The organism is Fusobacterium perfoetens (assembly GCF_021531595.1).
Lineage (GTDB): Bacteria > Fusobacteriota > Fusobacteriia > Fusobacteriales > Fusobacteriaceae > Fusobacterium_B.
The window spans coordinates 130,099-154,012 of record NZ_JADYUD010000004.1 but is presented as its reverse complement, the minus strand read 5'-3'; the positions used below and the strand labels follow the sequence as shown (position 1 = coordinate 154,012).

24 protein-coding genes are annotated in these 23,914 nt (G+C 30.2%); all 24 read left to right on the top strand.

Translation table 11 applies throughout. The annotated features are described in order from the left end of the window. Positions 1-525: 525 nt before the first annotated feature. The 24 genes from I6E17_RS03640 to I6E17_RS03530 all read left to right on the top strand — a co-directional run bounded on the left by I6E17_RS03640 (position 526) and on the right by I6E17_RS03530 (position 23,888). Positions 526-1,578, top strand: a complete 1,053-nt coding sequence (locus I6E17_RS03640) for a phage replisome organizer N-terminal domain-containing protein (RefSeq protein WP_235235649.1) — start codon at positions 526-528, stop codon at positions 1,576-1,578. A 5-nt stretch (positions 1,579-1,583) separates the two neighbouring features. After that, a complete protein-coding gene (locus I6E17_RS03635; protein WP_235235647.1) occupies positions 1,584-1,955 on the top strand; it encodes a hypothetical protein in 372 nt (123 codons plus the stop codon). Between the two features lie 18 nt (positions 1,956-1,973). Further along, positions 1,974-2,105, top strand: coding sequence for a hypothetical protein (locus I6E17_RS09865; RefSeq protein ID WP_268825929.1), 132 nt, complete (start codon positions 1,974-1,976; stop codon positions 2,103-2,105). Continuing rightward, positions 2,092-2,268: a hypothetical protein gene (locus tag I6E17_RS03630; RefSeq protein WP_235235645.1), complete on the top strand. Its 177-nt coding sequence runs from the start codon at positions 2,092-2,094 to the stop codon at positions 2,266-2,268. Before I6E17_RS09865 ends, I6E17_RS03630 begins: the two co-directional genes overlap by 14 nt. Before the next feature lie 143 nt (positions 2,269-2,411). Then, positions 2,412-3,026 (top strand): LuxR C-terminal-related transcriptional regulator, encoded by a 615-nt coding sequence (locus I6E17_RS03625; protein ID WP_235235643.1) that lies wholly within the window; start codon positions 2,412-2,414, stop codon positions 3,024-3,026. Next, complete coding sequence (locus I6E17_RS03620) at positions 3,019-4,245, top strand: PBSX family phage terminase large subunit (protein ID WP_235235641.1); 1,227 nt, start codon at positions 3,019-3,021, stop codon at positions 4,243-4,245. Before I6E17_RS03625 ends, I6E17_RS03620 begins: the two co-directional genes overlap by 8 nt. Next, positions 4,226-4,624 (top strand): hypothetical protein, encoded by a 399-nt coding sequence (locus I6E17_RS03615; RefSeq protein WP_235235639.1) that lies wholly within the window; start codon positions 4,226-4,228, stop codon positions 4,622-4,624. The genes I6E17_RS03620 and I6E17_RS03615 overlap by 20 nt, the downstream gene beginning before the upstream one ends. A gap of 2 nt (positions 4,625-4,626) precedes the next feature. After that, a complete protein-coding gene (locus tag I6E17_RS03610; protein WP_235235638.1) occupies positions 4,627-4,917 on the top strand; it encodes a hypothetical protein in 291 nt (96 codons plus the stop codon). Further along, a complete protein-coding gene (locus I6E17_RS03605) occupies positions 4,917-6,524 on the top strand; it encodes a portal protein (protein WP_235235636.1) in 1,608 nt (535 codons plus the stop codon). Before I6E17_RS03610 ends, I6E17_RS03605 begins: the two co-directional genes overlap by 1 nt. A gap of 1 nt (position 6,525) precedes the next feature. After that, complete coding sequence (locus I6E17_RS03600) at positions 6,526-6,750, top strand: hypothetical protein (RefSeq protein ID WP_235235635.1); 225 nt, start codon at positions 6,526-6,528, stop codon at positions 6,748-6,750. A 2-nt stretch (positions 6,751-6,752) separates the two neighbouring features. Further along, a complete protein-coding gene (locus I6E17_RS03595; RefSeq protein ID WP_235235632.1) occupies positions 6,753-7,508 on the top strand; it encodes a hypothetical protein in 756 nt (251 codons plus the stop codon). 11 nt (positions 7,509-7,519) lie between these two features. Beyond that, positions 7,520-8,398, top strand: coding sequence for a hypothetical protein (locus tag I6E17_RS03590; protein WP_235235630.1), 879 nt, complete (start codon positions 7,520-7,522; stop codon positions 8,396-8,398). 64 nt (positions 8,399-8,462) lie between these two features. Continuing rightward, positions 8,463-11,057, top strand: coding sequence for a hypothetical protein (locus I6E17_RS03585; RefSeq protein ID WP_235235628.1), 2,595 nt, complete (start codon positions 8,463-8,465; stop codon positions 11,055-11,057). A gap of 306 nt (positions 11,058-11,363) precedes the next feature. Beyond that, positions 11,364-12,458, top strand: a complete 1,095-nt coding sequence (locus I6E17_RS03580) for an RNA-directed DNA polymerase (RefSeq protein ID WP_235235626.1) — start codon at positions 11,364-11,366, stop codon at positions 12,456-12,458. Beyond that, complete coding sequence (locus tag I6E17_RS03575) at positions 12,412-12,687, top strand: hypothetical protein (protein WP_235235624.1); 276 nt, start codon at positions 12,412-12,414, stop codon at positions 12,685-12,687. The genes I6E17_RS03580 and I6E17_RS03575 overlap by 47 nt, the downstream gene beginning before the upstream one ends. Next, the gene (locus tag I6E17_RS03570) at positions 12,680-13,213 is read left to right on the top strand and encodes a hypothetical protein (protein ID WP_235235622.1); all 534 of its coding nucleotides are present in this window, start codon (positions 12,680-12,682) and stop codon (positions 13,211-13,213) included. The genes I6E17_RS03575 and I6E17_RS03570 overlap by 8 nt, the downstream gene beginning before the upstream one ends. A 21-nt stretch (positions 13,214-13,234) precedes the next feature. Beyond that, positions 13,235-13,642: a M15 family metallopeptidase gene (locus I6E17_RS03565; protein ID WP_235235620.1), complete on the top strand. Its 408-nt coding sequence runs from the start codon at positions 13,235-13,237 to the stop codon at positions 13,640-13,642. A gap of 11 nt (positions 13,643-13,653) precedes the next feature. After that, the gene (locus I6E17_RS03560; protein WP_235235618.1) at positions 13,654-13,995 is read left to right on the top strand and encodes a hypothetical protein; all 342 of its coding nucleotides are present in this window, start codon (positions 13,654-13,656) and stop codon (positions 13,993-13,995) included. A gap of 8 nt (positions 13,996-14,003) precedes the next feature. Then, on the top strand, positions 14,004-14,267 hold the full coding sequence (locus tag I6E17_RS03555) for a hypothetical protein (RefSeq protein ID WP_235235616.1): 264 nt from the start codon (positions 14,004-14,006) through the stop codon (positions 14,265-14,267). A 2-nt stretch (positions 14,268-14,269) separates the two neighbouring features. Continuing rightward, entirely contained in the window at positions 14,270-14,773 is a 504-nt protein-coding gene (locus I6E17_RS03550; RefSeq protein WP_235235614.1) for a hypothetical protein, read from the top strand. 6 nt (positions 14,774-14,779) lie between these two features. Beyond that, a complete protein-coding gene (locus I6E17_RS03545; protein WP_235235612.1) occupies positions 14,780-16,591 on the top strand; it encodes a hypothetical protein in 1,812 nt (603 codons plus the stop codon). A gap of 11 nt (positions 16,592-16,602) precedes the next feature. Beyond that, complete coding sequence (locus tag I6E17_RS03540) at positions 16,603-17,238, top strand: hypothetical protein (protein WP_235235610.1); 636 nt, start codon at positions 16,603-16,605, stop codon at positions 17,236-17,238. 10 nt (positions 17,239-17,248) lie between these two features. Then, on the top strand, positions 17,249-19,033 hold the full coding sequence (locus I6E17_RS03535; RefSeq protein ID WP_235235608.1) for a hypothetical protein: 1,785 nt from the start codon (positions 17,249-17,251) through the stop codon (positions 19,031-19,033). Next, entirely contained in the window at positions 19,002-23,888 is a 4,887-nt protein-coding gene (locus I6E17_RS03530; RefSeq protein ID WP_235235606.1) for a hypothetical protein, read from the top strand. The genes I6E17_RS03535 and I6E17_RS03530 overlap by 32 nt, the downstream gene beginning before the upstream one ends. The last annotated feature ends 26 nt before the right edge of the window (positions 23,889-23,914 follow it).

Sequence of the window (23,914 nt, the reverse complement as noted above, 5' to 3'; positions counted from 1 at the left end):
TAATTGAGATAAGGTGGCATTCCTTCCTATGCCACTCTTATGGGAATGCTGTAAGGGACAGTATCAGGTTCAAGCCCTGACATTCTCTATTTCTTTTTTTTGGGATACCTCCTTATATTGCACTTGTTTAAAGGCTTCAAGTTAAAAAAAAGCCTTACATATGGAGATGCAGAGAGGCTGGAAATTGGGTTCAAGTCCCAACATCTCCACCGAAGATTCCATTTTATTTAATTTTACTTTTATCGCCTGTAGTAATTACCTGCAAAACAGTTTTCGGGATTTCTGTAAAAAATCCCACCTAACACTTTTAAAAGTATAGGCATTTACACAAGAAAGAGGAATTGTAAACTAATAGTTGACAGTTGACCTAACCGTTACCTAACACCACCTAACACTTTTTGTTTTATATGTGCCTCTGTGGGATAGAGCCAAACTTCTCTACTCTCACGGGGGTATATATAAAATAAAAATAAAGATAACAGAGAGAAGTTTGGCGACACTCTCTGTAAAAAGGAGAGGATATATATGGCTAAAAAATATGTATGGCTAAAACTTAAAAAAGATTTTTTCCAACAAAGAGCTATTAAAAAATTAAGAAAAATAGCAGGTGGAGATACATACACAATAATATATTTAAAATTACAATTACTTTCACTTGATGATGAAGGAAAACTTTTCTATGAAGGTGTAGAAGAGAATTTCGCAGAAGAAATGGCCCTAGCACTTGATGAAGATCCTGAAAATGTGAAAGTTGTTTTGATGTTCTTAGAAAAAAATGGACTTCTTGAAACTGTAACAGAAAACGAATTTGTCCTACCTGAAACAGTTGACTGTATAGGCTCTGAAACTGCTGCAGCTGAAAGAATGAGAAAAATGAGAAATACTAAAGCAGTGGAAAAAATAGAAGTTAAAGAAAAAAAGCGTAACATTGTTACACCTATGTTACAAGATGTTACAGAGGAGTTACAGGAAGTTACAAACTGTTACACAGAGAAAGAGAAAGAGAAAGAGAAAGATACTACTACTAAGATAGATATACTAGATAAGAAAGAGTCAGAGCAACAAGAAGAAAATAGTAGTAGTTCTTTTAGTTTGATTAAAAACATGTTAGAACAACATGGTATTTCTAACAATACAAAATTAAATATTATGGTATTAGTTAGAGATGAGAATATCACACCTGAGAGAGTATCGGAAGTTCTTAAAGCTGCACAAGTAAAACACTGGCAAGAGGGAGCAATATATACAGCTTTACGGGATAAGTGGGCTATAAATCTTGATACAGAACAGCAAGAAAAGCAAAAGCAGAGAGAAAGGTCTGCTAAAATAGATGAGCAGAATAAAGAGTTTTCTCAGGCATTCCAAGCTGTTAAAGACAAGGTTAATGCAGAGAGACAGGAAAAAGAAGAACTTCTGAATTACTTTAATTCTCTAAGCAAAGAAACACAGACAGAAATTAATAACATCGCATTACAGAGAGCAAAGGAAAAATATCCGCCTGTTGTGTATGTTTCTATGTTTAAAACTCTTGTTATTTATGAAGTTATAAGAGAATATAAAGCAGAAAAGGAGAGTTAAAAAACATGAATATTTACATAAAGGGGAATGTTCCAAGCTCTAAAAACAGCAAGCAATGGACAGGAAAAATGCTTATAAATTCCAAAACTGTAAGGAATTATATAAATAACTTTGGTTTTCAATGGTATTCTTTGGAAAACATAAAAGCATTTAAAAGCATGATAAAAGGCAAAGACAAGCCTTATAAAATCGGCTTTTACTTCATCAGGGATACTGCAAGAAAATTTGATTACATAAATGCAGCACAACTGCCATGTGATTTAATGGTTAAGGCTGGAATGATTGATGATGATAACTGTAATGAGATTATACCTGTCTTTCTGGGGTATGAAGTAGACAAGGAGAAAGCAGGGGTTAAGATCTCTGTTTTAGATTAAATTTTGGAGGAATTAAAAATGGTATGGGGAGGAGTTTTAGCAGGTCTTATTATTGGTCTATCTCTTGGGGTAGTAATAACTTGTATTATTGTGTTCGATAGGGTAATAGAAGACATGGAGAGCGGAGACAGAGGATATGATAATATTTAAATGTGAAAAATGCGGAACTTTTCTTGGAGAAATTAAAGATAAAAATCATATGAGGTTTAAAGCAAAAAAAGGAATTTACTTAGAAGAAGATAAAATAATTTTAAAATGTAAATGTGGAGAAAAAACAGAATTTGATATAAAAGAGTATTTAAAAGACAGTTGAAAATATTTGTATTTATGCTATAATTTGATTATAGAAAATTTAATATTTAACGGTCTAGTAATATCAGCGGACTATAAGTAATTATCTGAATTATTTCAGGTTTTTATTTATGGTCCGCTTTTTTTATAAGTTTTTCAGGAGGTGTGACAGATGACGTGAGTTCAAAAGATAAAATAATTGCTTATTTAAAACTTGGGAAAAGTAATAAAGAAATTGCTGAACTTTGTAGTGTATCTGTCAGAACTGTAGAACGACATAAAAAGTCATTAGCGACAAACGACAGCGACACAAAAAACGACAAACGACAAAACGACAGAGTGAAAAGAGAACAGGCTAAAATTCTAGTCGAAGAGGGGCATACATTAAAAGAGGCAGCAGCACTAAGTGGCACTAGTATTGACACCTTAAAAAAGATTAGTTCTAAAGAAAATCTTCAACAATCACAGCTTGAATATTTAAAGAAATTCAGAGAGGAACAAAGAGAGAGAATAAAAGCTAATAAATTGAAAAGGCTTTCTCTTAATGAAGAGGCTCTGTACTCTATTGAGGAAGAAATAAATTCTGGTGATGTAGGAAAAGCCACATTTGAGAAAATAAAACTTTCTGAAGAAATAGAACAGTTAATATTTGAGAAAAACAGAATAGAAAGATTAGAGAGATTAGAAATTGATAGGAAAAAATTAAAAGAAAATGATGATGAGAATGATGATAAAGTCATAGGAATATTAGAAAAGATAGGTGAGGCATTGAATGATTGAAGATGTTTTTACTGATAAACAAATAAAAGCATTAAAAAATAATGCTCGTATACTTGTCTTGCACGGAGCTAAAAGAACAGGAAAAACTTATGTCTTAATTGTCAAATTCTTAATGTTAGTCGCTAAATTCAGAAATAAAGGATACAAGTTTATAATCGGTGGCGCTACTTCATCAACAATAAGAGCAAATATCTTAGATGATATGGAAAAAATTATAGAAAAGGAGATAAAACTTGATGTTTACAAATCCTTTGAACTTTTTGGAAATAAGATATTAGTAAGAGCAGGAGCAAATTCTGATAGTTGGAAAACTGTAAGAGGTTTTACTGCATATGGCTGCTTATTGAATGAGGGAACAGCATTAAATAAAATATTTGTCCAAGAATGTATTTCAAGATGTTCTGGAGAAGGAGCAAGAATTTTTATAGACACCAATCCAGATAATCCATTTCACTACATAAAAACAGATTATATTGATAAATCTGGAGAATTATTAGAAAGTGGGCAGCCTAATATTCAAGAAATTCAATTTCAATTAGATGATAACAGTTTTCTAGATCCTATATATGTGGAAAGTATAAAGAAGGCTACTCCAAGCGGATTATTCTACGACAGAGATATTCTTGGACAATGGGTAAACTCTGAGGGTGTTGTGTATAAGGATTTCGACCAGAAAGCGATGGTCAAATCAGAAATACCTAAATGTTCTTTTTATATGGCTGGTGTTGACTGGGGATATGAACACTATGGAACTATATATGTTATAGGAATAACAGCCAATGGTGAATATTGGTTAGTAGAAGAAATAGTTGCACAACATCAAGAGATAGATTTCTGGGTAAATAAAGCAAAAGAAATTATAAATAAATATGGAAATATTCCTTTTTACTGTGATTCTGCAAGACCAGAACATGTTGCAAGATTTTTACGTGAAGGATTTAGAACACATAATGCTGATAAATCTATTTTATCTGGAATTGAAGTTGTAGCTAAGCTGATGAAACAGAAAAAGTTTTATGTTTCTGATAAATGTAAGCATTATTTAAAAGAAGTTTATAACTATGTCTGGGATGAAAAAACAGGAATGCCTGTAAAAGCTAATGATGATGGGCAAGATGCTGTAAGATATGCAATTTATACTTATTCATTATCTAAGCAGACAACAGATTACTATAAGAAATTAAAAGGAGTGAACTATCTTGATAAAAGAGCTTGGTAAAGAAGAAATTGAGATTGTAGAAAACTATATTTGTCTTACAAGAGATGAATATCCTTTTTATTTTTTAGGAGATAAACAGTTTTATTCTGACAGAGGATTTCTTATAAATAATAGCTATTATGTAAATTTACAGTATGTAGAGGAGTTTAACTTCTTAGGGGTATGCAAACTTAGAGATAGAGAAAGTCTTGTTGATATAATAAAACTTTTTAAACAGTTAATCTCAGAATATAAAACAATTGATACATGGGTATTTAAAAGTAATAAGCCTATAATCAAATTACTAACTGTAACTCGTAATTATTTTAGAAAATATGGAATATTAAGTGAAATTATAGAAGACGAAGAAGTTTTAATATATAGATTCAAGGAGGTGTAACAATGGGAGGATTTGTAAATAAAATAACAGGAAAAGATCAGAAAAAAGAAGCTGAGAGAGCCAGAAGAGAGGCAGAGGAAAGACTTAGACAACAAGAAGAAACAAGAAAAAGAGAAGAAGAATTTGCAAAGCAAGTTAAACAGGATACAGAGGGACTAAATCAAGCCAGTCAAATCCAAGAAGAAAAAAATAAGCCTGTAACAAATGTTGATTTTTCACAATCTACTAAAGTTATTGATGATGACGAAGAAGACAAATTAAAAAAAGCTTTTAGAACGGGGCTGAGAAAATAATGAATACAGAAAAATTAAGACAATTATTTACACTTGCCAAAGATTATAAAGATGATATTAAGACTTTATATAATAAAACCTATGAATTAACAGATCCGCTTTTTAAAATTTCAGACAGTGGAAAAAGAGAAAAACATGAAAAAAGAAAGATAGATTCAACAATATTAACTTCTATGAGATTTCTAAATAATTTTATAATGTCTTCTCTTTTCTCAAGAAACGGGACATGGGGAGTATTAGAAATAAATCCTCTGGCATATGCTAGTAAATATGATGTAGATAAGGAATCATCAGAACAAGCTATCAGTGAATCAAATAAATCAATGCAGAGAAATAGTGAAACTGTTTGTAAATATATAAATAATTCAAATATGTATGTAGAAACTGCAAAAGCTATGAGAGATTGTGAAAATGTAGGTACAGGAATAAGAAAAACTGTTTTATTAAAATCAGCGACAAAGCCATTCACATATGAATATATTTCTCCGGATAACTTTTATACATTGGAAGATAGTTTTGGAAAGCCTACATTAACATTTAAAGTATATCCAGAAAAAACACTTGAACAGTTAAAGGATATGTTTGGATATATGAATGGATTTAATATACCAGAACTTACAGATGAAGAAGATATTTCTGAAAAGAGAAATATTCTTGAAACTGTAATACCAGAGTTTGATGAGGAAAAATCAGAAACAGTGTATCACCACATTATATCTGATGAAAAATATGATGAAATTTATGCAGAAGAATTTTTAAATTTCCATCCATTCCGTGTTTTTAGATGGAGTATTATAAACTCTAATCCATGGGGACTTGGAATAGGAGCAGAAAATGTAGAACTGTTTGAAGATTTGGAAGAATACAAAAACCTAAGAAAAGACCATTCTAAAGTTATTGTCACTCCACCTGTAGGATTTAGAGGAAATCTTGACTTAATGTATAAAGTAGATTTAAGCCCCGGAGCAGTAAATCCTTTAGGGTATGGGAACAGCCCAGATGACAATATGGGAATAGAACCTATAGGTTTGGGAACTAATCTTATACCTGTTGACCAAGATATTCAAGACTGCAGGCAAAGGATAAGAGAAGTTTTCATGGCACAGCCTCTTGGAGATGTTGGAGATACTAAAAATAGAAGTGCTACTGAAATGAGTTTACGGCATGAAATGTTCCGGAAAGAATTTTCGGGAACTTATGAGCTATTAAATACAGAATTATTATCAGTAACTTTTATGGATGCCTATTTAATATTAGTTGAAAGAGGAATCATATCCATAAAAGATGAAGATTTAGATGTAAGCCAGATAACATATGTAAATGAACTTACTAAGTCAGCCGGATATGAAGAAGTAATGAATACTGTAAATTGGTATTCTTTAAATGCTAGACTTGTAGGAGAAGAATTAAAGAAAAATCTTTTAAATATTCCAGAGTTCACAAGATGGAGTGCTGAAAAAATGCTTGTTAATCTTAGTGTGGTACCTGAAAAAGAAACTATTAATCAAGGCATAACACAAGCAGAGCAAATTCAGAAAATGCAAGCATTAGGAAATATAAATAATGAGGCTCTAAATCCTCAAATTGAGCAATTAATAGGAGGATAGAATGTTAGAACGACAGACACCAGAATATGAAAAATTATTAATCAAGTTCGCTGCAGATAAAGACATATTTGAGTTAATAGAGAGATGTATTTTAGCAGATTATGCTGATAGAGAAAAAGAGTTCATATTAAAAAAGAAATATCCTGAAAGAAGGGATCTCATAATGAAACTTAAAACAGATTTAGCATTTACCAGAAATAAAATGATTAAAAAGGGAGGTGAATAATTATGGCAGAAGAGATAACAGAAATTATTGAAGAAACTACAGAAACGAATGAACAGATTGATGATACTGTTGTAGATAATGAACTTGAAGAAGTACCGGAAGAAAATTCTGAGGAACATCAAGAGGAAGAACAACAGGAAGAAAATCAAGAATTCAATCCTGATGAATTAGATTTAGAAACTGATGACCTTTATAAAATAGGTGGCTTTGATTTAACAAAATATAAAGATAGAATTGATTTAACAAACGAGACTATCAGAAATAATTTTGAAAATTTAGCTGAAAAACTTTCTGGAAAAGGCTTTAACCAAGAGCAGATTGAATTTTTATTAGATGAGGAATTTGGAAATCTAACTAAGGAAGAAGAGAGAACTAAGAAAGATATTGAAAAAGAGTTATCAGAAATCTTAACCGTACAGGAAAAGAAAAATTATAAGGCTATCGGTGGTTATGTTAAAGATTTAATTAAAGATGACCCTAAAATGCAGTCAGCTTATAAAGAAATAATGGGAAATCCTTATATAGTTAAATTACTAAATAAGGCTTATACACACTCTTTATCTGGAAAAAATGTTAATAGTTTTAAGGAACAAAGAGAAACCTTACCAATAGCAAGTTTAACACTAGAACAAGCACAAGACAAATTGCTTGAGGCATTAACTTATGGAAAAGCTGATAAGGAATTCATCAAAAATTTAAGAGCAGAAACACAAGATAAAGCGGGATTGGATATTATTTTAAAAGCTATCAATAAATAGGAGGAATAAAAATGGCAACTATAAACAAAGGACAATTATTTAGAACAGCAGTTTTAGCTTATATGTCAGAAATAACAGAATCACCTTTAAAAAAATTCTGTGAAAAGCAAGTAGCAGAAGGTGGAGAAAGTGTTACATTTAACAGAATTAAACCATCAAAAGCACAAGATGGAGTGGCATCAATGTATAATGCAGACCCAACAGATGCTGGAGACATGGTGGCTATTAAAGTTAGTATAGGAGAAATATCCGCACAAAATAAAGTATCTTATGCAGATATGAAAAAAACTAAGATAGATGTAAAAAATACATATGTAAGAAGTTTAGGAAATGCTACACAATTAAAAGAAGTTGGAAAAATTATAGCTAAAATGGCAGCACTATCTCCAAAGGCAACACCTACACCATATGGAACTCAATGTAAAGGAGTTCAAGTTGCTGGATATTCTGAAAAAGCTGATGTTAAAAAAGTAATAACTGAAATCAGAAAGGCATTAGCACTAGCTAAAAAAACACCAGATGGACATTCTGGATTAGCTTTAGTTATTTCTTCTGATGACTGGGCAACATTATCTACATCAGATTATGTATTAAGTGCTGATTACGGAGCCGTATTCGGTGGAGGAACTAACGGAGAACCAACTACATTCTATAGAGCAGAGGTTTGTATAGTTGATGGAGATACTAATATTGGTGGAGAAAATCATACAATGTATTTAATGCCATCAAACTCTGTATGTTTTGCTGAATGGGAAGGTTCTATGAGAGTAGATGCAGAATTCCATCCAACAGATGCTATGAGATGGCACTTACAAACATATAAATCTGTAGGAGCAGAAGTAGCAGAGGCTCATGTTATTACAAAGATTTCAACAGCTGTTGTATCTTAAATAGAGATAAATTAAAGAGGATTGAGGTTTTACCTCTTTCCTCTATTTTTTATAGGAGGAATAAATGGCAAACGAAGATTATAAAAATGGGAAACTTGTAGAAATAGTAAGAGAGTTCAATCACAAACAAGGAACAACCAAATATGAAATAAATGGGATTACACAATCTATTGCTGTTCCTTTTTGGAGAGAGGAAGAGGGGAAATTCAAGGTTATTCCTAAAGGAAGTTATAAATTCATAAATGAATCTGGAAATAATTATCTTGAAATTACTGATGAGACAATTCTGCAGCAAGTATCACAATTTCAGATAGTCTATATCTATTCGCAAATTTCTTCAACATATTTTGAAGATTTCCCAGAAATAAGTGTTCTAACTACAAAGTACAATGAACTTGTAGAAGATACTACAAAACTATTTAATTATTTAAAGTCTACAGGAATGATAGCTGATACATTACAAATGACTAAAGTTTTATCTCAATTAGAACCTTTAACTACTTGGTATATGGATGAGCAAGGAGAAATAAGAGCATTACCAATTAGTGATTTATATGTGAAATTCCAACAGATGATTGATACTTTATATAAAGAAATAAAAGCTCTACTTATGATAGACTACAATGATATGTCTAATAAGCTAAGTCAACAAACAACAGCATCTTTAAAACAACTTGCTGACAAAACGGTTGAATTAAAGAATGACCTACAAGCTTTTGCTGATGGATTAGAAAGAGAGAAGAAGGCATTGATTGATGATTATGTAGAAAAGACTTCTAAGAAAACTATTGATACATATGTTGAAAATACTACTAAACCATCTATTAATAATTATATTGAGGTTACAACTAAACCAAGTATAAAAAGTTATGTTGATACAGTGAGCAAACCTGAAATTGATAAATATATTGCAGGGACAAGCAAACCAAGTATAGATGATTATGTGAAAACTGTCAGTAAGCCTGATATTGATAGTCATGTAAGTAGTAAAAAAACAGAGATAACAACTCATACAGGTAATGAGATAAAAAGAGTTACAGCAGAAGGAGAAAAACAACTTGAAATCATAGTTGGAGCTGGTGGTGGACTTGCTACAAGAGTTGATGATTTAGAAAGTGATAATGCTACTAATAAACAAAATATAACTGTTTTAGAAAGCAACAAATTAAATAAAGGCACAGTATCTCCTGAATATGATACAGCAAAGAAAATAGAAGATAAGATAGTAAACTTAAAAAGTGACAAATTAAGCAAGGGTAATGTTACAACAAGCAATGACACTGCTGAAAAGATTGAAAAAAACTTAAATGATTTAACTAAAAAAAATGAAGAGTTTTTTATATTTTCATCAAATTACAAAGGAGAATACAACGAAAGCACTTCTTACAATATAGGAGATGTAGTAATGGTTAAAGGGCATGAACCTTGCTATGTATTTGAAACAATAAATCCTGAAATGTCTGACCCTCGTTCTATAATGATGTTTAAGAAAGTATACAGAATAGAAGACAAAATGTACTACACAAAACAAAAGGACGGCTGGGAGATTATATTCCCTAAAGAAGAAGGAGTATCTTTTTACACTATTCCACAAAAAGGAACTGAACAACAGTATTTCAGTACAGTAGATAATTATTTCCCTTACTCTAAGATTGGAAGAGTTCTTCTTAAAAACGGAGTAGAACAGTATGAATGTGATTTTAATGACAGTACTAAGAAAAAAGGTGGTGGAACTGCTAACCTTACAGGAACAGATGGAGATGTAATGGTAAGAATACCTAAGTTTTATTCTGAGGTTAAATATGTGCCACAAGGAATAAGATACAGGATATTCTCTTATGAAAATCCTACTAAGAAAATAGCTTTAGGAATTAAGCCACATCCTTATTTCTTAAAACCTGATGGGAAAACTTATTATGATGTAAGATACCAAGGGGCATATAAAGCAAGTTTAAAAGATGGTGTACTTCGTTCTATAAGTGGAGTATCTCCTCTTGTAAGTAAAACTATGGCTAACTTTATAGACTATGCACAACAAGGAAGAACTAATGATTATTCAATAGGTAACTTCGTTTGGAAGTCAGTTCAATTCATGTTATACATAGTTGAGTTTGGAAATCTTAACTCACAAGAGTTATTCGGACAAGGTAGAAGCAATACTTCATCACTTAGTGCTACTGGAACTACTAATACTTTAGGTAATAGAAGTGGAAGAATATCTGCAGATGATGCAAATGGTAATGCATCTTACAGAGGGCTTGAAGATTTTATAGGAAATATATGGGAATTTGATGCAGGATTCTTTGCAACAAATGATGGATATTATATAACTAACAATCCAGCATACTATCTTAATAAAGCAAATATGACACACTATAATGTAAATTTAACAGTAGATAAAGGAGATAACTTTATAAGTGAAATAGAAAGAATTGAAGGAGCAGAATATCTTGTACTTCCAAAAACTCTTAAAGGAAGTGCAACAACATATTATTGCGACCAGTTGTGGAGTCATAATCCAGGGCAAGAAAATATATCGCTTTCCGGTGGGAGTTGGGACGATGGCTCTCGCTGCGGTGTGCTGTGCTTGGGTTGGCATCTTGTTGCGTCCTATGCGAATGCGCATTTTGGCGCTCGCTTGTCTTATGCTCGCAAATAGCGAAAGCTCAGGCGAGCGAGCATAAAAAAATATAGGTCATGTGGTTGAGCAACATACAAATACACACACTTTCCAGTGGGAATTGGGACAATGGCTCTCGCTGCGGTGTGCTGTGCTTGGCTTGGAGTCATGTTGCGTCCAATGCGAATGCGAATATTGGCACTCACTTTAAAGTCTTATAAATAAAAAATAAAAATAAAATAATTGACACTGACCTTGCCTCTTGGCAAAACATAACGAAATAAAAATGTATTAGTAATTAGAAATGAAAATTCATAAAGCATAAGACATTTAAGAAAGGAAAAAATGAAAAGATTAGGAAATGTGTATGATAGAATTATATCTTATGAAAATCTATTAGAAGCGCACAGAAAGGCGAAAAGAGAAAAAGCAAGTTATACAGAAGTTAAAATGATTAATGAAAATCCTGAATATTATCTTAAAAATCTGCGCTTCATACTAGCTAATGAATTTTATTATGTAAATTCAAGTGATTACAAAGTAAAGTTAAAAGAAGATAAAGGAAAACTAAGAGAGATATTTATTCTTCCGTACTATCCACACAGAATTGTGCAGTGGGCTATAATGCTTCAGATACAAGACAGATTTTTAAAATCATTTATATATGATACCTATGCAAGTATAGAAAAAAGAGGACTTCATTTTGGGGTAAAAAGAATCAAAAAAGCTTTATGGAAAGATAAAGCAGGAACTGAATATTGTTTAAAAATGGATATGAAAAAATACTATCCAAGTATAGACAATGAAATTCTTTTTAAAATTGTGAAAACCAAAATAAAAGACAAGAAGTTATTAAGACTTCTTAATATAATAATCTTTAGCCTAGGAACAAAAGGGCAACCAATAGGGAGCTTATGGTCGCAGTGGGCAGGAAATTTATACCTTTCTGTTTTAGACCATTATGTCAAAGAAGAATTAAAAATAAGATATTATTACAGATTTTGTGATGATGTTGTTATACTTCATGGCTCAAAAGAATATCTATCTAAAGCAAGAGATTCTATTGAGAAGTTTATTTCTAAAGAACTCAATCTAACATTAAAGGAAAATTATCAAATCTTTCCCGCAAGAGTAAGAGGAGTAGATTTTTTAGGATATAGATTCTTTGGAGAATTTACTTTACTAAGAAAAAGAATTTTGAAAGAAATGAAAAGAAAACTTATTCCTTTGCAAAAGAAAGATGTTCTTACATATTCAGAGAACGGAAGTATTAATTCATACAAAGGTTGGCTTAAATACTGTGATAGTTACAGATTAAGGCAAAAATATTTAGCGCCCCTTAAAGATAAATACTACATTGATTTAGAAGGGAACAAAAGGAGAGTGAACATAGATGTATGTAATAGACGAAAAAGAAAGAAAAATAATAATAACCAATGAGAGAACAAGAAATATTATAGAGATTAAAGAAAACGAAGAACTAAAAAGAATCTTCCTTGAAGGAACAGTAGATAAATACAGATGTTTTCTTAAATTAATGGAAGTAGATGTAATTGATGAGAATACACACGAACCTACAGGAGAGAAAATAACTAAAGCATTTGCTGTAAGGGAAAATGAACCTAGCTGGTTAATGGAATTTTCAGAAGAGGAGTATATCCTTGAATAGCATAGAAGAGATTTTCAAAAATATAAAAAGCAACTTAAAATATATAACAAATCCTGATAATACTTTTGAATTAATTATAAGCAAAATTATAGATAAATTAAAAGACACAGGAGTGGTTATAACTAATGCAGGTTATGAAATATCTGACTTCAAAGAAAATTTTTCTAAGGTTATGTTTAAAATAAATGTAACCTATGGCACAGAAAGTAAAATTGAAAATATATTTCTTATAATTTCAAACAATGAATTTAATAATGAACTTCTTAAGAATTACAGGAAGGTCATAGAAATATATTTAGTAAATTCTTTAGAGTTGGATACATATAAATATTCAGTAAGCGCAGAAGAGAAAATAACTAGAAAACAATTAGAGTATCTTAACGACCAAATGAAAAGCAGAGATGTAGAAAATATAGTGAAGAAAGCTTTAGCTGACTTTGGAATTGACGGTATAGAAAAACTTACAAAGAAAAATGCTTCTGCTATACTTGATAAAATTCAATCATTAAGAAAAAGAAGATATTAATATATAAAGGAGTTATAAAATATGAAAGCTATATTAGGAAGAACAAGCAAATTAAATCTTTGTAATAATGTTGATTATAGATTGGTCCACATAGTTTGTGAGGTCGCAAGATTAGATTTGCCTTGCGACTTCGGAGTATTTGAAAGTAAAAGAACTATTGAAAAACAAAAAGAATATGTACAAAGAGGAGTATCTAAAACGATGAACTCAAAGCACATACCAGATAAAAATGGAATTGTAAGGGCTGTAGATATTGTTCCTTATGTAAATGGGGACTATACATGGGCAAATAAATATCTTGATAAACTTATTCCCATTTTTGAAGAAGTGGCAAATAAATTGTATCCTCGTCAAATAGAGTTTGGGAAAAATTGGAAAACATTTATAGATAGACCTCACATTGAAATTAAAACAGAATATGAACTTTAGGAGGGAATAACATGGGGAGTAAATATATTTTAAATATTATTAAAAATTTTTTACCTGAACTATTAAAAAAGCATTTATCTGATGATGGGAAAGTAAATGAAATTATGGCTGACCTTGAAAAACAAAGATTAAATGCTTTTTCAGGACTTATTGAAAGAGGTGGAATATTACATTTATTTTATGTTTATTCAATCCTTATAATTAATCAGCATATAATTGTTCCTTACTTTTCAGCATTTACAGGTAAAGCTATCTATGTACAACCTATTCCTGAGGAGTTAACATATTTAGTAATGGCTCTTGGAGCAACTATTTTAGGTAAAAAATATATGGATAAAAAGATAGATAAGTAGGAGGAGTTATGCCAGATAATACAGAAATTTATATAAAAATAGCAACGGCTGTTGTTAGTGCTTTCCTTGGTTATCATAGATATATGATTTCTCTATTAAATAAAAAAGTTGATAAAGACGATTGTGGAAGGCAACAGGAAATACTCGCAGAGAAAAGATTAAATATAGAAATTATTCTTGAAGAAAGAACTAAAACTATATTTAAAAAACAAGAAGAAATTCAGGAAGATTTAAAGATTATTAAAGAACATATTACTAAAAACGGGAGGTAATTATGATAGATAAAGGCAAAATCATAAAATCTACTTTCAGAAAATTAGGGAAAATAGATTTATATAACGATAATAAAAGCGATGAATACTTAGTAGCCTCATCTTCTTTCAATGATATTGTAGAAAATATAGCCAAAGAAACTGCCTTTCTATTTAACTCTACTACTGTAAAATTAACTACTGTTGGAAAAAATGATTTAGGAGAAAATAAATTTAATCTTCCAATAGATTGTTTAAATATAATAAGAGCCAATGAAAAATATAGATTAGAGGGAGAGTTCTTATACTCTCCTTCTGACAAAATATTTATACAGTATTGCAGAGAAATAGAACCGGTAGAAATTCCAGATAATCTTTACGATTATTTAGTAGCTTGTTTATGTGTTGAAATGTGCTTAGCTTTTAATGGCTATCAAGAAAAACTTGGTTATTTTGAGAATATGAAAAATAAGGAAAAATTTAAAATTATAGTTCAGCAAGGTTATGATAAAGATCCGTGGGGGTAGAGATGTATGGCAGATACAATAGTAAGAAATAACTTTTTTCTATATGGCGAAACAGGAGAAAGACTTTCCGGAATTAGAGAAAGTGAAATTTATAAGAACTCTGCAAGGGTAATAAGAAATCTTGTTCTTACAGAACTAGGAAACCTTAAGATTGCTAAGCAGTATGCAGAGAAATCTTTAAATATAACAGGAATAATAGAAGTTCTGGATACAAGATATTTCTTTTTTATAATAGTAACTAAAACTCATATTTATACAGTAAGGAAATCAGATTATAACATCTTATATAGTTTGCAGCATAATTTGAGCAAAGAATTAACCAGAGATATAAATGTAAAAATGTTTGAAGACAGCTTAATGATATGCACAGCTACACCACAAGTTTATGAATTTAATAAAGAAAACGGGCAGATAGGAACAAGTAATTTTTTATCTCTTATGAAGTATCCCATTATAGATAAAGAAGATGTCAAAATGGATGTCTATAAAGTTTATAAAGTTGGAAGTGAATTAAGAGTATCTTTATTATCAACTTATACAAATCCAAAATTAGAAAGTAAATCTGATGGAATATATCTTTATGAAACAGGTTTAAAACTAGAAAGAGTATATAAGCAGTATAAAGGCTCTATAGATAAAGATAATATTTCTTCTCCGGCAGAAAATTTAATGTTTGGAGTTTTTTATAGATTTAGTAAGGATGATAATAAAAAAAGTTATATTTTAGGGAATAATGTTATTAAATTTGAGGGAGAAACATCTGATTCCGTATACGGAAGTCCATTTTTTACAAGTATTAATATTAAAGATATAAGTGGAGACCTTGTATATGGAGAATTAAAAACTTTAAAAAATAATTTTACTGACATTGGAGTGATGTCAGATAGATTATGCATAATTTCTGACAATGCTTTCTATTTTTCTAAGAAAGATAACTTTTTTGATTTTAGGAATGGGACTCAGCAAGATGACCCGTTCTATTTTACACCTACACCAATTTCAAATCAAAAACCAACTATCTTAAAATTAAAAGTTGGTAATGCTATGTATGTAGCAACAGATAAAGGTGTATATGTTGTAAGTTACAGTAAAGTTTTAACTTCTACAAGTTATTCAGTATTTATAGCAGGAGAAGTTCCAGCAACAACTGAATGTGAATTAGTAGGAGATAACTTTTATTACATTACACCAACCAATGAACTTAAATGTGTTCAGCCAATTCCAAATGCTTACGGATATGAAAGCTATGGAACTTATGATGCAGAAAAATATGATATAAGACCAAATATAATTTTACTTACAAAAGTAATAATAGATGGAAGAACTGTTTTAGTTGCTACTAATTCATTAAAAAAAGTAGTTTATCTGTATGATGCTATTGATTATAACTCTTTTAGAAGAACATCTCTTGATTTAGATGCTACTAATGAATTATTTGGATATAGGGATAATTTTATAGCTGATGGAACTTTACTTGAAAAAACAAATAATAACTATAGAGAATGCTTACTGACATTAAATGCACCATATTTACAGACAAGCAAAGGTGGAAGTTATTCCAATGATTATTCTTCCAGAATACAGAGAGTTTTTGTGAAAATGCTTAATGAAGATAAAATGGCAATAAAAGGTTTTTATATCATAGACTTAAATAAAGCACTTGATGATAAATCAAAAGATGACTTGTTCTCAACATATAAAGTTGAAAGGCAAGAAGTTATAAGAAATGGATATTCTATTAAAATTTTGACTAATGAAAATGATAAGGTTTTAGAGATTTTAGGAATAGATACTAAAATTTCTGTGGCTAGTGATTAGGAGGTAGGCATATGCTTTTAGAAATTGCAATGGGAATTAGTGCTGGTTCATCTATCCTGCAAGGTATAAGTGGCTCAAAAGGAGCAAAGCATATAGCAAGAGCTGAAAGAGATATTGCTAATATGCAGTATGAATATAATAAAAAAGAAGTTAATAGAGCATTTAAGCAAAATTTGGAAAGCCTAATGAAAGATTATGCAAATCAAAGATTAAATGCAGTTACAGAGGCAGAAACCATGCTTGCCAATATTAACATTAATACAGGAAATAAATCTAATGTTGAAAAAGATAGTTTTGAACATGATATAAAAGATAAAGCCTCAAAAGAAATAGCAGATAATATGACAAGTATGGTTATCAACCAAGTTAATGATATAAGTGATTTAGGACTTATGAAATCAAGTCAGCAATATCAAGTTGACCTTAATTATGGAAGTGCCATATCTCGTATAAATCAAGCTAAGATAGAGGCTACCAGAAAAGCTGGATTTAATATATTAAATGGAATTACAACTTTAGGTGGCTTAGGAATAGAAAGCTATTTGAAATATAAACCAACAGGAACTACTTCAACCAATAATGAAACTGCATTTAAACAGGAAGAGGACAAGTATTTTACCAATGGAATAATAGATTTTGAATATTAAGGAGGATGCTATGCAAGACTACTTAAAAAAGAGTGTGTCAAATCAAAGAACAGGTGCAAATATTGTAGGAATAACATTAGATAATCTTAATTTAATGAATTTCAGTGATGATTTTAAGACTACTTTTAATATAATTGAAGAATTTGCTAAGAGAACAGATGAGTTAAATCTTAGAAATGAGCAAGAAATGTTTAAAGTAAATTTAAGGAGAAAGCAGTTAGATTTTGAACAAAAGTATGCGGGGATAGATGTTTATAATGATGATGATAAATATAAAAGTTTTATAGAAGATTATAAAAATCTTAAAATACAAGCTGAGGAAGAAATTCAAAAGTTTAAGTTTTTAAGTCCACAAGATAAAAAAATATTCTTAGAAGATTATAAAAATGAATACCAAGAGGGATATACTAAAATGCTTGTTAAAAGGAATGAGGCTGTAACTAAGAAAACAGTTGATAAAACTCAATTCCTTATAGAAAGTAAAATAGAAAATATTAAACTTGAAAATATATCTAATCAAAAAGCTATTGTTAATGGGATAAAAAGTATTGCAAGTGATTATGATGAATTAGTTAAAGTTGGCTATCTTGATGAATATGGTAAAGCTGTGAATCTTGTAAAAGATATATCTGATATTGAAATGGATATAGTAGAGAGACAGATAAATGAGGAAATTATATATGGGAATAAATATCCTACTATGGAAGAAAAGAAAAATGCCATAAAAGAACTTCAAAAAAACTTAAATAACCCTGAAAGAATAAATTCAATGATAGATAACACTATAAAAAACTATGAATTAGATGACCAAGCGAATGTCAGAATATATATGAAAGCCAAGCTTGAAAATGGTTACAATAAAATAAATGTAGCTTTAGAAAAGAATCTATATAATCTTTCAGTTCAAAATAAAACTCAAAAAGCCCTTGAGGCTTTGCAAAATAAGCAAAACAACAAAGATAATGAAATAATGAAGGCTATTGAGGATAACGACCCTTTTAAGATGATAAAAGCAACCACTGGTAAAGATTTAACTACACCAGAAATGATGGCTCTTGAGAACTCATCAAACATGAAAAATACTTATGGATTAACAATGGCGAGTTTTTCTGATGTTAATAATTCTGTATGTGGGCAAGTAATAAGTGCTGTAGGAACAAAAAAAATAAAAGATGGAATATATGCTTTAAAAGGTGACGGAACTGTAAAAATAAGTACACAAGCATTGGTTGAGAATGTACTTAATCCATATATCACTGAGAATTTCAGAAAATATGGTGATGATATAGCAATGTTAAAAGATATAGGCACAAGAGAAGATTTTAAAGGTCTTTTTAATGCTACAGTTCTTATAAAAGGAAAAGAAAATCCTTTGTACTACAGCACATGGGATACTTTAAAAGAAGCTGATACAAGCAAAGTTCAATTTATAGGAGGAAAATTTTTAGGGAAAGGGAGACAAAGGTTTGAAAGACTTCTAAATTCAAAAAAATATGTAAATACTCCTCAATCAGCAGAAGTACTTGCATCATATTTAAGTGGGCTCGTAGAACAAAGTATGGATAAAAAAATACAATCCACAGCAAAAGCAGATTATAATACTGCTATTTATAAAATTTTAAATGATGATGAAAAAATGAACTATATAGAAAATAATATTTTACCAATTTTATATAATGTCAAAGTATCGCCTATAAATTACCAACAGGCAAAGTTGTTACCATATGAAAGACAAGTTAATAAACAAAGTGAGGTAGAAGAAAATGTTGGAGAAGAATCAATCTATGGAGTATAATCCTTTAGAAAAATTAGAGCAAAGTTTATACAATAAGCCATTAAAAAAAGAAAATAGTGCTTTTGGATACTATGCAGATAACATCCCTGAAGGTTCATGGGATGTTATGAATGCACATTCAAATCAAATTATGAATAAAACAGCAACAACTTTATACAGAATGGCTGATTCTTTATTTGGTTGGGCGATGAATGAAAATGCTAGAGAAGAAATGCTGCTTGACATGGAACAGCTGAGGGAAGATTATATTGATACAGAAAATAAGATAAATCAATATCTTTATAATTATGCTGGAAACATAGAGGCTGTAGCACTTAATGTTGGTGGAATGCTGTACAGAGGATTTGCTGACCCTGTAAACCAAGCCATAAACTATGCAACTTTTGGAGCATCAGGAATGAGTGGTTTTTTTGTAAACTTTGTAGGAGATGCTATGCAATATACAGCAGATACTTCTTTCTATGAAAATAGAAATCCACTTGCAGACCTAAAACTTCAAGACTTAGCAAATGTCGGAATGAATGCTGCAATGTCATATGGGACAATGAAAATGCAACAAAGATACGCTGGAATGGGAAATGATTTTCTTTATAATGAATCAGGAAACTTTAAAGATGTTGAGTTTTATGATGGAAAACCAAGACTTGAAGATAAATATTTAATAGATGTAAACAATCCTGATGAATTTATGCCTAAAAAAAATAAAGCACCAGAAATAGCACCTCTTGAAAAAGCCTTAAAGGTAAACGAAGAAAATCCTGAACTTTCAAAAATTATGAAAGATAGAGGATACTGGGGACTTGTTGACATGAAAGCCATGTCTCAAGTAGCTATAAGACAAGAATATGGGCAACCTCAGGCAAGCTATAAAGATTACGGAATAAAACAAGATGTACACAATTTTGTAAAGTCAGTAACAGGAATGAATAAAAAATATCAGCAAGAGGTATACCAAGATGGAAAAGTAAGAAATAGTTCTATTTCTACTGAAATGGAAATAACTCATGCTTTAAAACCTTTAGAAACAGGCTTTGAAAATGCCTTAGATTTTTACTATGGTGAATATGCGAGACAGCTTTCCGATATTACAGGTTTTAATAGTTCTACAGGAGACATGATTTATGAAATTTCTCAAGGACTACCAAAAAATGTATTAGCAGATGGACTTTATGGAAAGAATACTTTCAGTCCAGATGGTAAAGATTTTAAATTAATGTCTTTTTTAAAACAAGAATTTGATGACTATAGAAAAGGTTTAAATCTTGAAGATGATTATGATAAAGCTGTCCTTTACGAAAAGATTTATGCTAAGAATGAACATCAGGCAAAAGTAAGAAAAGCCTATGAAAATATGAATTTTGAAGAAATTAAAAAAATGGCTAATTATATAGGAAATGAAGTAGAACTTACAGAAGCTGAGGCACAAGCTGCAGGATTAAGGTTTGTAAAAGATGAATTTCATAGAACTATTGAAAAAGGTCAAGGAAGTTATAGAGATTTTGAACCAGAGGTTAAAAAACTTAAAAGCAAAGTTAAAAACTATGTTAAAAAAGAAAAAGAAACTAATGCAGCAAGTATTAAAAAAGAGACTGATGAATTAAAAGAAATTTATAAACAAAAAGCTGAAAATATTAAAAAAGGTAAAGAGTCTATACAGACAGAAAAAAGAGTTCTAAAAGATGAGATAAAAGGTATCAGACAAAATAGAGATTTAACTCTTGAAGAACAACATAAAAATATTATTTCTGAAAAAGAAAAAATTAATACTTCTTACAGAGAACAGATAACAGGAATTAAAACTGAAAGAGATTCCAAAATAAAAGAAGTTAAAAATAAAATTTCTGAGATAAGAAAAGCAGAGACAGCAGAACTTAATAAAATTCAGAAAAATGTAAAATTATATGACCTGGATAAATTACCACTAGCAAGAAAAATCCAAAGAAAAAATGCAAAAGCTATCAGAAAATTAAAAGATGAAATTTCTGGAATTGAGAAAGAATATAATGGAAAAATTTCTGAACTTGAGAAAAAACAAAAAACAGAATTTGATTCTCTTACAAAACAAGAATTAGATTTAAAAAATTCTTTGAAAAAAGGTATAGATAAATACGGAAAAGCAAGTGAAAAACATAAAAATAAATTTATTAGAAGAACTAAAGCTGACATTGAAAGAGAATTAAAAAAACTTCAAAGCGAATATGATGGAAAAGAGGCTGCCATAATAAAAAAATATAAAGGTAAAGAATATAATAAATATGCAGGAATGCAAAAAAGATTGGGTAAAATAAATGAAAAAAACTATAAAAAATTTTATAAAAACTTTAAAACTTATGAAAAAGATTTTAAAGAAATTAAAAATTTAAAGGATTTAGTAGATAACAGAGGAAGATATGTTTATACAAATACTTATTCTATTCATGATAATCCTATTGAAGTTGCTCATGCTTTTTATAACGATTTAGTTAGAACTAATGTAGAGGCAAGGAAGCAAATAAATATAGGAGCAGGAGATGTTAATCTTGAAAATCCAAATATAAAAAAAGCTGCTGATTATAGAAATATTTATTACATGGCTGAAAAATGGGGTAATAAAACTGTAGTTGAAACTATGAAAGATGGTAAAATTGAGGCACATAGAGTTGACCCTGTAGATAATTTCATAAAATCAGCTTATGGAAATGAAAGAGAAACTTATGAAATTATTACTAATATTCTTTCAGAAAATGCAGAACAAAAAGCAGGAGCAAATGAAATATATCAATTACTAGCAAATCTTACTGTAAATAACGGAAAATACAGCAGAGAATTTAGTGTGGGAGAACAATTTGGAATGACAGGATTGACACATGAAAACAGAAAATATGCAATAGATGCTATTAATAATATGCTTGAAAAAAATATAGCTAGTAGAAGAATAGCACCTAATATGTGGTATGATAATAAAGCAAATTCTATAAATTCTAATATGTCAAGAAGAGCTTTCAAAGGCTTAATGTCTATCAAATTTCTTGGGAATCTTAACTACTTAAGAGAAATTCCACAAAACAATTTAAGAGTTGTAGCAGGTGCAAGAAGACTAGGCTGGAATAAAAAATATAATATAATGAAAGATTTTACTGATGGAATAAAAGTTACTTACCAACTTGCTAAAAACTATGATAATTTAAAAAATAATACTCTTGACGGAATAACAGACCCAATAATAAGAAGACGGGCTGAATTATTTATTGACAAAAAACTAGCAAATTCTATTGTCTATAATGAAGTGGAGGGAATAAATAATAATCTTCTTAGATGGGGACAAAAAGCTATTGATAGTTCATCAAGCAAAATAGCAGTAGGACAACCTATATCAGATATTCAAAGAATAAGTTCGGCAGAATTTGCAGCTATAAACTATATGTTAGATATTTTACCTACAGCAAAAAGTCCTTTATTAAGCAAAATACTTACTAATAATGGTATTGATGATGTAAATTTTGGAATACTTAACAATAGGATAAAAGAACTAGGCTCAGAGGGATTGATGGAACTTGTATGGAGCGGTAAAAGGCCAACAAATTCAGTTGACTACAGAATAAAATCTCTATTTGAACAGTTCTCTGATGTTATGGGAAAAGAATTTAATGCTTATCAAAAACACAATACTTTCAAAGAGACAGGTTCTTTCTTGTCAGATACTCTTTATATGTTTAAAAGATATAGCTTAGGAGCGATAGATGGATTTACTAATAATCTTATGACATATATAGACGATGACGGAATGATAAGAAAAAGTTTTTATAATACTGGAGATTTTAAAATAAATTATAAAAATATGTTAAGAGGGGTAAATATGAACTGTAAGCTCCCTTTCTTATATAGTTCTATTACAAGTGCTTTAATTTACAGTGTAGGTATTAAATATGCTCAAGGTAAAGTTTTTGGTGGTATTGATGATGAAAGAGCAGAGGCGAAATTTGAATCTTTAGCATCTATTGATGGATTGTTAAGCTTTGCTACAACAGCTGTTATTGATAATATGCTAAATGTTACAGGAGCTGGAATTGTTTTTGGTGGTTCAAGTGTATTAGGTAGTGCATATGAAATGGCACTTGCTAGAGCAAAAAGGGCATATACCGCTGATGATTTAGAATCTGGCGAGGCTTTAGGAGATTGGGCTTTATGCCTTTTCTTACCTGAACCAGCTGCAAGAGGAATAGATTACATAAAATTCCAAAAAAATATACCTAACAGAATTACCACATTCTCAGAAACAGAGCAAGATATATGGAAATATGATAAAAAAATAGATGCAGAGCTTGAGCAATTAGAGGGAAAATTACCTTATGACATAGACTGGCTTTCATTTTGGAAAAAAAGACCAGAAGAGGCAAGAATGATAACAGGCTCTCCAGACAGTATGCCAGATGAAATAGTAGTAGTTGGAGCAACAGGACTTTCAAAATTAATGGAAGAGACTGCAGAGACAGCAGCTATTGCAGAACAGATGACAGAGCCTAAAGAAGTAAGAGAAAAAAATCTTAAAGCAATGGGCTTAGATATAGACTCTTTATTAACCAGAATGGAACTTGCAGATGTTAGAAACTTTAATGCAGCAGTATCTTTTATGAAAATAAGAGATGAAGAAGAACTTTTAATGTGTGCTTACAATTACTTTAAATCTAAGGATAAACAAGGATTTATTAATAGTATGATGACTGATGATGAAAAAATGTTCTTTAATGCCTATAAGGATAATATTTCTAAAAACAGAAAGAAAATTAATAAATCTGTAAAAAGAGAAAAAGGAATTGATAATTATATAGAATCATTAAATATCATAGACAGCTATGCAACAGGTCAGATGAATTAAAAAAAGCAGAGAGATTTTTCCCTCTG